This window comes from Pseudomonas sp. TE24901 (assembly GCF_054058375.1).
In genome coordinates this window covers 78,261-90,136 of the sequence record NZ_JBSSAF010000019.1, presented here as the reverse complement: position 1 = coordinate 90,136, position 11,876 = coordinate 78,261, and the positions used below count along the sequence as shown (strand labels likewise).

Annotated in this window: 9 protein-coding genes; 4 read left to right on the top strand and 5 right to left on the bottom strand. The window is 62.6% G+C overall.

Annotated elements, in window-relative coordinates; translation table 11 throughout:
* Nucleotides 1-55 precede the first annotated feature (55 nt).
* A complete protein-coding gene (locus ACVWVP_RS28295) occupies nucleotides 56-2,509 on the top strand; it encodes a TonB-dependent siderophore receptor (protein ID WP_457409296.1) in 2,454 nt (817 codons plus the stop codon).
* 8 nt (nucleotides 2,510-2,517) lie between these two features.
* Here ACVWVP_RS28295 and ACVWVP_RS28290 read toward each other — a convergent pair whose 3' ends face one another.
* The 5 genes from ACVWVP_RS28290 to ACVWVP_RS28270 all read right to left on the bottom strand — a co-directional run bounded on the left by ACVWVP_RS28290 (nucleotide 2,518) and on the right by ACVWVP_RS28270 (nucleotide 7,519).
* Nucleotides 2,518-3,189, bottom strand: a complete 672-nt coding sequence (locus ACVWVP_RS28290; RefSeq protein ID WP_178925861.1) for a protein phosphatase 2C family protein — start codon at nucleotides 3,187-3,189, stop codon at nucleotides 2,518-2,520.
* Nucleotides 3,186-3,872: a hypothetical protein gene (locus ACVWVP_RS28285; RefSeq protein WP_178925874.1), complete on the bottom strand. Its 687-nt coding sequence runs from the start codon at nucleotides 3,870-3,872 to the stop codon at nucleotides 3,186-3,188. The genes ACVWVP_RS28290 and ACVWVP_RS28285 overlap by 4 nt, the downstream gene beginning before the upstream one ends.
* A 14-nt stretch (nucleotides 3,873-3,886) precedes the next feature.
* A complete protein-coding gene (locus tag ACVWVP_RS28280) occupies nucleotides 3,887-4,576 on the bottom strand; it encodes a hypothetical protein (protein ID WP_178925862.1) in 690 nt (229 codons plus the stop codon).
* A 70-nt stretch (nucleotides 4,577-4,646) separates the two neighbouring features.
* Complete coding sequence (locus ACVWVP_RS28275) at nucleotides 4,647-5,351, bottom strand: DUF3142 domain-containing protein (RefSeq protein ID WP_457409294.1); 705 nt, start codon at nucleotides 5,349-5,351, stop codon at nucleotides 4,647-4,649.
* A complete protein-coding gene (locus tag ACVWVP_RS28270) occupies nucleotides 5,348-7,519 on the bottom strand; it encodes an outer membrane assembly lipoprotein YfiO (RefSeq protein WP_457409292.1) in 2,172 nt (723 codons plus the stop codon). The genes ACVWVP_RS28275 and ACVWVP_RS28270 overlap by 4 nt, the downstream gene beginning before the upstream one ends.
* Nucleotides 7,520-7,681: 162 nt before the next feature.
* Between ACVWVP_RS28270 and ACVWVP_RS28265 the strand changes: the two genes are divergently transcribed.
* From ACVWVP_RS28265 to ACVWVP_RS28255, 3 genes are read left to right on the top strand one after another with little or no spacing between them, the layout of a single operon-like run.
* Nucleotides 7,682-8,455 (top strand): efflux RND transporter periplasmic adaptor subunit, encoded by a 774-nt coding sequence (locus ACVWVP_RS28265; protein WP_178925865.1) that lies wholly within the window; start codon nucleotides 7,682-7,684, stop codon nucleotides 8,453-8,455.
* Nucleotides 8,452-9,771, top strand: coding sequence for an efflux RND transporter periplasmic adaptor subunit (locus ACVWVP_RS28260; RefSeq protein ID WP_259172876.1), 1,320 nt, complete (start codon nucleotides 8,452-8,454; stop codon nucleotides 9,769-9,771). The genes ACVWVP_RS28265 and ACVWVP_RS28260 overlap by 4 nt, the downstream gene beginning before the upstream one ends.
* Complete coding sequence (locus tag ACVWVP_RS28255) at nucleotides 9,771-11,867, top strand: biotin/lipoyl-binding protein (RefSeq protein ID WP_457409290.1); 2,097 nt, start codon at nucleotides 9,771-9,773, stop codon at nucleotides 11,865-11,867. Before ACVWVP_RS28260 ends, ACVWVP_RS28255 begins: the two co-directional genes overlap by 1 nt.
* Nucleotides 11,868-11,876: the final 9 nt, after the last annotated feature.

Genomic DNA, 11,876 nt, shown 5'->3' with positions numbered 1-11,876 from the left:
GTCCGGGATACCTCTTGAAAGCCAATCAAGAAGCGATCTCACGGGGAGTCCTGCAATGCCGCACCACCCAATCCAACCCTTGGCCCGCGCCCTGCGCCGTGGCGTGTTTGTCAGCCTGCTGGCTACGGTGCCGATGGTGCCGACGCAGGTTTACGCCGAACAAAGCGCTGAAGCGTTGCGCACCTACAGCATTGCTGCAGGCAGCCTCGACCAGGCGTTGAACCTCTTTGCCAGTACCTCGGGCATCTTGTTGTCGGTGGACGCAACGCTCACCGAAGGCAAGCGCAGCGCCGGCCTGAAAGGGCGCTATGCGATCGGGGCCGGCCTGGAGCGGTTGCTGGCGGGCAGTGGCTTGGTGGCCGTGCAATCCCCGGGCGGTTGGTCGGTGCAGGCGCTGACCGGTAACGGCCCGTTGCAGCTGGGCGCCACCCAGGTCAGTGGCCAACAAGTGCAGGAAAGCGCCTGGGGCCCGGTGGATGGCATCGTCGCCACACGCAGCGCCTCCGGTAGCAAGACCGACTCGGCGCTGGTGGAAATCCCCCAGACCATCAACGTGATCAGCGCCGCCGAGATCAAGGCACGCGGTGCCCAGAGCGTTACCCAGGCCTTGCTCTACACACCGGGCATGACGGCGGGTGGGTTCTCTGACCGGGTCAAATTATTCGATGAGCCGACCTCGCGCGGCTTCTCGCCCACGCCGCTGTACCTCGACGGCCTGCACCTGCCTTACGGCGGCGGCAGCACCGGGGGCGCGTTGCAGATCGAGCCGTACTCCCTGGAGCGCATCGAAGTGCTCAAAGGGCCCGCGTCGGTGTTGTACGGGCAGAACCAGCCAGGTGGCATCGTCAACATGGTCAGCAAGCGCCCCACCGAAACCCCGTTGCACCAGGTGGTGCTGGAAGCCGGCACCTATGAACACAAAAGCGCCGCCATCGACCTCGGCGGCGCGCTGGACGAGCAGGGGCAATTTCTCTACCGCCTCACCGGCCTGGCCAATGACGGGCAGGACGAAATCAACTACGTCGAGAACAAGCGCCAGTTCATCGCCCCCAGTTTTACCTGGCGGCCGAACGACGATACCCACCTGACCCTGTTCGCCCAGTACCAGAAAGACAAAGGCGTCCCCGAAGCCCAAGGCCTGCCGGCGTCCGGTACGTTGTGGAACAACCCCAACGGCAAGATCAAGCGCGACCTGTTTATCGGCGAGCCGGGCGTCAACCAGTACAACCGCGAGCAGTACGTGCTGGGCTATGAGGTGTCCCACCGTCTCAATGACACCTGGACCCTCAAGCAGAATGCGCGCTATGCCGAGGTCGACGACCGCTACACCGCGCCGTTGCACGGCTACGCCTTTGTCGCCAACCCGGTCACCGGCGTGCAGGACCAACGCTACCTGCAGCGCTATGCCGTGGACTGGGCGCAGAACAACAAAGTGTTCGGCGTGGACAGCATTGCCCAGGCTGAATTCGACACCGGCGCGCTGTCGCACACGATGATTTTCGGCCTGGATTACTACCATTCCGGCTCCTTGTTCCACGGGCTGTATGACCGCAACCCGCCGGTGATCGACCTGTTCAAGCCGGTCTACGGCCAGCGGATCAACTACGGCCAACCGTACCGTTGGGACCGCACCCTGAGCCAGACCGGCCTGTACGTGCAGGACCAGATCAAATGGGATAAGTGGGCGCTGGTCCTCGGCGGCCGCTATGACTGGGCCAGCGTGGTGAACAAGGAGCCGATCCAGGACACCCGCTTTGCCAGCAAGGACGAAGCCTTCACCGGGCGCGCAGGCTTGGTGTACCTGTTCGATAACGGTGTTGCACCCTTCATCAGCTACTCCGAATCCTTCCTGCCGTTGACGGGCACCGATGCCGGCAGCAAGCCGTTCGACCCCTCGACCGGCAAGCAATATGAAGTCGGTGTGAAGTACCAACCGCCCGGCCAGAAGAGTTTTGTGCAGGTTTCGGTCTACCAGCTCGATCAGGAAAACGTGCTCACCACCAACCCCACGAACCCCTTGTTCAGCTCTCAAAGCGGCGCCATGCGCTCGCGGGGCGTTGAGCTGGAAGCCAAGGCGGCGCTCAGCGACGCCTGGGACATCATCGCTTCGGCCGCCCGCAACGACATCAAATACACCAAGGACAACGACGGCCGAGAAGGCCGCCACCCGGCCGGCATCTCGCCGCTCACCGCCTCGATGTGGGTCAACTACACCGTGCTCGGCGACACCCCGCTGGCCGGCCTCGGTGCAGGCCTTGGCGTACGCTACGCCCGCCAGAGCCTGGGTGATTACTATGCCGGTGCCTTCACGGTGCCATCCTACAGCGTCTACGACGCCAGCCTGAGCTACGACCTGAGCCGCTCGCCGCTCAAACTCAAGGGCGTGAAACTGGCGCTGAACGTGCAGAACCTCACCAACAAAACCTATGTGTCGCAATGCACCAGCGACCTGGATTGCTACTACGGGGAAGGGCGCACCGCCGTATCAAGCCTGACCTACGACTGGTGAGGGAAGCTTTACGTGCGCAGCAGCATGACGGTGGCGTCGTCATCTGTGGCATATCCGTGAAGGGTTTGCTCTCTGATGGCGCCAGCCTGGTGCTCGGCCGAGAGTTCGGCCCAGAAACCGTCAGTGGCCAGGACCCATGTTCTTTCTATGCTCGCCTGCAATGGCTGAACATGAGGCTCGTGGGGGCGACGACCGCTCATGCAGTTGAGCAGTCGTTTGCGGGCGGGGCTATTGGCTATAAATGAGTGGCTCAGGTCGCCTTTCCAATTTGGCCCACAGTGGGGGGCGCTTAGCCAGATCGTTCGTTGGTCTTTATCCAGGTATCCCAGGCAGCAGTCACCGGCGTGAATAGAAACCATCGATTGACCCACCACCAGCAATGCCAGATAGCTGGTGGAGGCAAAAGGGAAGTCCGGGCAAAGGTTTGAATGTACTGCGTTGAGTGAGTCGAGCGTCAGTTTCAAGGCATTGTCGGGACAAGAAGCAACAGAGGATTCTGCGCGGGAAAAACACTCAAGCACGTGGTGAATCAGTGCCCGCGCGAGGTCACCGCTTCCTGGTTTTGAGGTGCCGTCGGCGATCACATACAGGCACGCGCCTGAATTGTCTGCCGAACCGCTCGCATCGCGGTTTTCTGTTCTGCCAACCCCTTGTCTGCTGAGGTTCAAGAGCAGAGTCAAACGGACACTCCGAATCCGATCAGCGCCCTCAATCGCTCGTGAATCAGCGTCTCACGGTCTGAGTCCTGGGCCGTGCTTTGAATGACGTCTCGAAACGCTGATAGCTTCAGCAGTGCCGAGAATTGCTCACTTACGAAGTGTCGCAATGGAATGGGGGCCCGTTTTACTTCTTCGATAAGTTCCTCTCTGCCGTCCAGCAAAGCGATGATGTCCTCAATGTCATTGGACATCAGGACATCTCCACATCCTCGACCCTGATAAGCCTGAAGCTTTGCGGCAAGAAACCAGGGTGCTGCGAATACCTTGATCGATGTTCCGTTGGGTAGTGTGTAGTCGATGGCATTTTCCAGTCCGCCGACGAACCAGGTATTAGAGAATCCCAAGACCTTTTCATCGGTGGGCATGAAGTCGACTTTTAATGCGCCGAGCCTCAGGCGACAGGTGACTGAATCCTGACCGGTATTTTTGAAGCCTCTGGGTTTAAGGCTTTCTTCCAGTCGGTACCAGTCCGTGGTCCCCGTCAAATGAATGACCAAGTCCACATCGTCTGTGCCGCGAATCGACTCCAGAGTGTATTCGTCGGTGATGAGCAAAACAGTGGTGCAGCCGCCGACAAAGGCAATTTGCTTTCGCAGTGTCTCACCTAGCGCCTCGGCAACCTCCTCAAGCATCTGCAGCATCATTGTTCTGTTGGAGGTCACAAGATCCACTCCCGAAGCATCGCGTCAGCAATTTTTGTTTCGCGCGGGCCGCCAATGCGGATGGCGTCAACGAGAGCGAGGAAGTGGTAGAGAAGCTCGTCTTTTTTCACGGCGCCGGGAACGGTTCTGTAGAGAGGCGTGATTTCCTGCCCTTTGCTTTTTCCGTAGGCGTCCGGCCAGACGGGAATGAGATCGCCGCCACTTATGACCTTGCCTGCCAGGATCGGCGCGGCGAAAGCCGTCGGAATACCCCGCACGATAGGGCCTGGTTTAACCGGGAAAATATAGCGAATGCTGTAGGTGACCAGGTCAAGCAGCGCTTTGTTTCTTACCAGAGGTAGGCCGTCAGTGTGATTCGTGTAAATCAATCCAATGTCCCTGCAGCGATTCAGGGACGAAGAAACTTCGGTTTTGCTAAGACCCAGTGCAGAAGACAACGCCCTCACCGAGTAATTGTGTGGGCTGCTTTTTTCGGAGTCTTCATCAACGTCATCCCAGCCCCGCCAGTCATCAAATGAGGAAAGTAGAATGGTCTCGAAATTTTGAATGTATTCCGGAAGACTTTGAAACCCGAGGGACGCGTTCTCTTTTTCAACAGAGAACTCTCGCTTTTTCACGCGCTCCCCTTTGGCTTGGAGCTCCAGGCTTATTAATTTGAATAGGACCACGATGTCTTGACTTTTCATGGGGCTCCAAAGGTAAGTGTCCTCTGTCCGCGGACAGAGGACACTTTCTTGCATAGAGTTGACATAAATGTCAACGATTCTGCAAAAACACCACATACCCCCGAAACCACTCACTTCCCTTCAAGTACCTCGGCTCCTCCCAAACACCTCCCTGGATCAACCCGATCTTGAACGGCAAACCCAGCCGGTTCATCCGTGGCAAATACGCCGCGTAGTCCGGGATGCTGTGCCGCCCTTGATAAGTCTGCACCACCACTTCATCCACCACGCCTTTGAGCTGGGCGATGGCGGCGGGGTCGGCGTTGCTGCTCCAGTCCATCAGGCCGGTGATACTCAGGCGCAGGTCAGCGGGCAGGCGTTGGCGCAGGTCGCGCAGGAAGTCGGCGTACTCATGCAGGTATTGGGTGCGGGCGTCGAAGTCGATCTGGATGCCGACCACCGGGTTGCCCGCATCACGCCAGCGTTGCACCTGGCCGAGCAGTTGGGTGTAGACCCGTTCGGGCCAGTGCAGCGTGTGGGCGCGGTACACCACCCAGACTTCACCACGGGTGAGGCGCGGCACGCTCATGCCTTGGGCGATGAGCTGAACACCACGCGCTGGCGCCCGGCGCGTGGAGTTGATCTGGCCCTGAAGGATGTACAGGGTGTTGGCCTGCTTGAGCACCGGCTGGGGTGTCACGCCGCTCCACAGCCAGAAAGCATCGTAGTCTTGAGCGTCGACGGCGCCGAAAGCCGGGCTTGCCAGCAAGAGCAAGCCTAGCCACAGGCGCCTCACCAGTAGTACTGCAGCGATTTGCCCCACTGGGTATCGGCAAAACCGCTCTTGAGTTGGCGGAACCAGGCTTTACGCACGGCCGGCTCAACATCAACGCCGCCGCAACTGTTATAGCCGGCCGGTGCGTAGCAATTGATGGCGCGGAACAGCGCGTAGGCCTTGTCGTTCTTCGGCGCCTTGGCATTGGCGATCACCTGCTTGTAGCCATCAAGCCGCGAGAAGGTTTCACCCTTGAACTGCGAGGCGGTACTGCCCAGGCTGCCCGCTGCACGGGCTTGCTCCAGCGGCATGCCATCCAGGTTGTTGCGCAGGATGAACTCACCCAGGCAGTTCAGCGCCTGCGGGTGCTTGCCGTCGGCCTGCAAGGTGGCGGCAGTGTGCGCGATGCTCGGGCAGGCGTAGCCGGACTCGGCCTTGTCGCCATTCCACTGGAACAGCTTCAAGGTCTGGCTGGCGCTGTAGATGTAACCCAGGCTGGTGCCCAACTTGTCCTCGGGGGCCGAGGCGGGCAGTTGCTTGAGGTCGTCGGCGAACGTCGCGTACTGGCCGCGCAGCAAGTCTTTATAGAGCAGCACGAACTGGGCGGTCTCGCGCTCCACCGGGTCGCTGGCCTTGGCGATCTGTTGGCGCAGCAGGTCGGGCCCTGCGATGTTGCGCAGCAGGATGTAACGCACCTGCTTGGCGCCGATCGGCGAGTCGGCGGCAAACACCTTGGCCAACTGGCCGCTGCGCTCGTAGTTCATCGCCAAGGCTAATTCCAACTGGTCGCGTTGTAGTGGCAGCTTCGCCAGCGGTAGCAGTTGCAGCCACAAGGCCTCGGCACCTTTCCAATCTTGCTTGGCTTCCAGGGCCAGGGCGCGCAGGGTCTGCTGACTGAAGGCGAAGTAGTTGAGGCTCGAAGGTACGCTTTGCGGCAATTGCTTGAGGGCGGCGTCGGGCTGCTGCTCGGTGTACAGCGCATTCACGGCCAGCAAGTAGTCATAGAGTTCAGGCTCGCTGGCGAACACCGCTTTCTGCTTCTCGATGTCTGCCCGGCTGAGGGTCGGCTGGTTGCCACCGCGCATCACCATCAGGTCGCTGACCAATTGGATCATCGGCGAGTTGACGGTCTCGCTGTTGACCATCAGCAGCTTGAGGTCAGCCTCTTCCACCAGTTCATTCACCGACACGTTGCGCTGTGCATCGGTCGCCTGGGTCAGTTGCCAGGCGAACGCGTCGGCCAGCTTGCTGTTGTCGTTGGCCAGCCAATACACCCGGCGCAACAGGCCCCGTGCAGAAGTACTGTAGGTGCCCTGTGGATAAGCCTTCAGGTAGCTGTCGAAACCTTGCTCGGCCTCGGCCAGGGCGGACTTGTCCACACGGTCCAGGTGCGGCATGCCGTCTTCGTCGTAGGCGTTGGCCTGGGCCTGATTGAGTGCGGTGCGCGCGGTCATGTATTGCGCGGTTTCCTTCAGCCATGGCAGAGCGCTTTTGCCGGCCGCCGTGAAGCCGCTGGACGCCTCGGCGAAGCGCCCGCTGTAGAAATCGGCGGCCGCTTGCAGGTAGGCCAGAAGCAACTGGCCGTCGGCGGACTGGAGCTGCTGCGGGTCCGCGACCACCGGGCCGTCCCAGTCGCAGGTGCTCAGCAGTTGCAGGCGTGCCTTGACCAGCAGCTCGCGCTCGGGCGCGGGCATGTCGGCTTTCACCACCTGGCTGATGAACGCGGTGGCGCTGTCATCGTCGTTGCTGCGGCAGCGGCTGCCTTCGCCATTGAGGAAGGCTTCGCCGGCGGTTTTGTACTCGTCGCGCTTGATGCCCAGCGGGCCGAGCAAGGTATCGAGTTCAGCGGTGCGCGAATCGTCGGGGCCGTTATCAGGCTCGGTGGTGCTGTCGGCCCGTGGCGCCAGGCGATACACCGGGAACGGCACCGGGCCGAAGCCTTGGGCCAGGTCATCGTCATTCAGGGCGTCGGGGGTCAGGGGCGCGGATTTTTTATCGGCCAGCAACAGGCGCAGGTTCACCCGGCTGTCATTGCCCGGGCTCAGGAAGGGCAGGTTGCTGCAGGTGTCCAGGCTGCTGCGCGACACCCGCCAATCGGGGTAGCACGAGTCGTCGGAACTGGCCTGGGCCTGCAGGGAAGCGCCGGCCAGCAGGGCCAGTGCCAGGGGTGACAGAAAACCGATGCGCATGACGTGTCCTTGATCCTGAGTCCTTGGAGGAGGGCAATCATAGCTTGAACCGACATCGGCTTCGGTGAAGGCCTACGCAAAATGCTGATTTGTCCGATTTTTAGTAGTGGCAATTTACCCTCTCTGCCCTAGACTGCGGACATCGTCAGGGAGGTCGATCGTATGAAGCTGTTACGTGGATGGGTGTTCGGATTTTCCTGCTGGATCGGCATTGCACCGTTGGCCCTGGCCCAGGATCCGTTGCTGGATCAGCCGGCCGCCGCCGCAGCCAGCGCCAGCAGCGAGGCCCGTGGCGTATTGCGCGCCCGCGACCAGGCGATGCTGGCCAGCGAGCTGTCGGGGCGCATCGTCGAGCTGCCGTTCAGCGAGGGCGAGTCGTTCAAGAAGGGCGACACCCTGGCGCGTTTTGACTGCTCGGCCTACCAGGCCCAGCTCAACGCCGCCCAAGCCGCCAGCCGTGGCGCCGGTGAAGAGCTGGCCCACAACAAGCAATTGGCGGCGCTCAATTCCGTCGGGCGTTTTGAAGTGGCCCGCGCCGAAGCCAAGCTCACCGAAACCCAAGCCCAATCCCAGGTGTATCAGGTGCAGGTCAAACGCTGCAGCGTGCTGGCGCCGTATGACGGCCAGGTGGTGCAGCGCAAGGTCCAGCGCTACGAGAGCGTGTCGGCGGGCGCGCCGCTGCTGGAAATCGTCGACAACCGCAGCCTGGAAATCCACCTGTTGGTGCCGTCGCGCTGGATGGACAAACTCAAGCCCGGCCAGACCTTCAACTTCACCCCCGACGAGACCGGCCAGGCGTTCAGCGCCACGGTCAAGCGCCTCGGCGCGCGTATCGATGAGGGCAGCCAGACGCTGCTGTTGGTCGCCACCCTGCCCAATGCCACGGGCTTGATGGCCGGCATGAGCGGCACCGCGCACTTTGCTCAACTGCAATGAACGCACCGATGCCGGGCAACACCGAGCGGGTGTTCGCGCAGTTCCTCGACCTTGAGCGCCAGACCCGCGCCGCGCGCACCACCGAGCAACTGGCCTACAGCCTGGTCAACGATGGGCAGCCGCTGTTCGGTTATCGCCATGCCGCACTGCTGATCGCCGGCAAGGTGCAGGCTGTCACAGCGGTAAGCAGTGTCGACCCGAACGCGCCGTTTGTGGCATTTGTCGAGCAGGCGGTGGCGCAGTTGCACAGCCAAGGGTTGGGCGAGACGGCGCGGGTGGTGCCCGCCGAGCAACTGAGCGACGCGGTGCAGGCCGATTGGCAGAGTTTGTCGGCTGCCCATGTGTTCTGGCTGCCGATGATCGACCCGCAAGGTCAAGTGTTCGGCGGCCTGTGGCTGGCACGGGATACGCCGTGGAACCCTGCCGAGCAAGTATTGCTTTCGCAATTAGGCGGCACCTACAGCCATGCCTGGCATGCACTGCAACCGCGCCGGCCATGGCGCCTGCGCCTGACGCGTAAACGCCAGGTGCTGGTGGTGGTCGCGTTGCTGTTGATGCTGCTGATTCCGGTGCGCCAGTCGGTATTGGCGCCGGCCGAAGTGGTGCCGCTGGCCGGGCAGGTGGTGGCAGCACCGCTGGATGGGGTGATCGCCGAGTTCCTGGTCAAGCCCAACCAGACGGTGAAAACCGGCGACCTGCTGCTGCGCTTTGAAAGCACCACCCTCACGGCCCAGGCCGATGTGGCGGCGCGCGCCCTGGGCGTGGCGGAAGCCGAACTCAAGGCCAACGCCCAGCGAGCGTTCGCCGATGCCGAATCGAGTTCGCGCATCGACCTGCTGGCCGCCCGCGTCGAGCAAAAACGCGCCGAACGCGACTACGCTCGTGAACTGCTCAAGCGCAGCGAAGTGCGCGCCGAGCGCGACGGTATTGCGGTCTTCGCCGACGCCGAGCGCTGGACCGGTAAACCGGTGCAAACCGGTGAGCGCCTGCTACAGATCGCCGACCCTGGCCAGGCCGAGCTGCGCATCGAACTGGCCGTGGGTGATGCGATTGCCCTGGCGCCCAACGCCCAGGTCGCGCTATTTCTCGACAGCGACCCCTTGCAACGCTACCTGGCCACCCTGCAACGCGCGGCCTACGAGGCGCAGCCCACGCCGGGCGGCCAATTGGCTTACCGCCTGGATGCGCAGTTCGATGCCGCATCGCCCCGTATCGGCTTGCGTGGTACGGCGAAGATCTACGGTGAGCGTGCACCGCTGGCGCTGTACCTGTTGCGCCGGCCGCTGGCGGGCCTGCGCCAGAGCGTTGGCCTCTGATGAGCCTGCCCCCGCTGCGCGACGACCTGCAACTGTCCAGCAGTGGGCCGGCATTGGATGGTTCGCCTCGCTGGACCCTGGCTGACCCGGTACGCGGGCGCTATTTCAAATTGGGCGCCACGGCTATTCGCTTGTTGCGCCACTGGTCCCTGGGGGATCCGGCAAAAGTCCTGCAAGCCGCCAACCGCGAGCCGGGTTTGCCGTTGGGCGGTGCCGAGGTGGAAGAGTTGCTGTGCTTCTTGCGCGCCCACGACCTGATCGCCGCTCTCGACCCGGAGCAACGCGCCAGCTATCTCTACAAATCCGCCGCCCAGAAGCAAAGCCTGTGGCAGGTGCTGCTGCATCAATACCTGTTTTTCCGCATCCCGCTGTGGCGGCCGGATGCATTCCTCAACCGCGCCTGGCCATGGCTGGCGCGCTTCGGCCCGGGGTTGTTGCGCTACGGTTTGCCCATTGTGTTGGGGCTGGGCGTGTTCCTGGTGGCGCGGGACTGGCAGCGCTTCCTGGCGACGTTTCCGCACCTGTTCAGCCTGGGCGGCGCTCTCGCATTTGGCGTGGCGCTGTTCTTTGCCAAGCTGTGCCATGAGTTCGGCCACGCGTTCATGGCCAAGCGCGCCGGTTGTCGCGTGCAGAGCATGGGGGTGGCGTTCATGGTGTTGCTGCCGATGTTCTACACCGATGTGAGCGACGCTTGGCGGGTCAATGATCGCCGGGCGCGGTTGATGATCGGTGCCGGTGGCGTGATGGCCGAACTGCTGCTGGCATGCGTGGCGTTGCTGGCGTGGTCGCTGTTGCCGGACGGCCCCGCGCGTACCGCCGCGTTCATGTTGGCCAGTGCGACGTGGTTGACGACGCTGGCGATCAACCTCAACCCGTTCATGCGTTTTGATGGTTACTTTTTGATCAGCGACTTATGGGGCGTCGACAATTTGCAAGGCCGCGCCTTTGCCCTGTGCCGCTGGCGCCTGCGCGAGGCGCTGTTCGGTTATGGCGAGCCGGCGCCGGAGTCCTGGTCGCCGGTGATGCAGCGGCGGCTGTTGTGGTGGGGCTACCTGTCGTGGTTGTGGCGCGCGGCGTTGTTTCTGGGGATTGCGCTGGCGGTGTATCACCTGTTCTTCAAGTTGCTGGGGATCTTCCTCATGTTGGTGGAACTGGTGTGGTTCATCTTCCTGCCCATCTGCAAGGAATGGCGCGAATGGTGGGGTCGTCGCAGCCAGGCCCACACGCCCCGGGCGCTGCTCAGCGGCCTGGGCCTGGCGTTGATCGTGCTGGTGTTGGTGGTGCCATGGCGCAGCGCGGTGGAATTGCCCGCCATGCTCGAAGCCGGGCGGGCCAGTGCGTTGCATGCGCCGGTGGCGGCGCGGGTCAAACAATTGCGGGTGGTGGATGGCCAGGTGGTGACCCAGGGCCAGGTGCTGGTGGAGCTGGAGTCGCCGGACCTGGACGCCCGGCAAAGCATCGTGCGCCGTGAAGTGGAGATTCTGCAGCTGCAGATGCGCCGCCAGGCTGGGCGCAGCGAAACGGCGGCAGACGCCGGCATCAACGATCAACGCTTGTCCCAGGCCCTCGCCGAATACCGTGGGCTGGCCGCTCAGCGTGAGCGCTTGCTGTTGCGCGCGCCCCACGCGGGCACCGTGCGCGATGTGTTGCCGCAATTGAGCGTGGGTCGCTGGCTGTCGCCCAAAGACGTGCTGGCGCGAGTGGTGGAAGACGGTGCGCGCCTGCGCGGTTACCTGGCCGAAGCGGAACTGTGGCGGGTTGCGTCGGGGGCGACCGGGCGGTTTATCGCCGATGACCCGATGCACGCCGCCATCGCCGTGGAGTTGACCGATATCGATGCCAACGGCGTGGCCTATCTGGACCAGGAGGCGCTGACATCCGATCACCACGGGCCGATTGCCGTGCGCCGTGACGAAAACCAGCGCCCGGAGCCGGTGCAGGCCCAATACGGCGCGCGGTTGAAAAGTGTGCAAACAATCGAAACCCCACACCAACCGTTGCGCGGCGTGGTGGTGCTGCAAGGGCGCAGCGAGTCGGTGCTGGGTGTGGCCTGGCGACGGGCAGCAGCATTGGGGGTTCGGGAAAGCGGGTTCTGACAGGAGTTG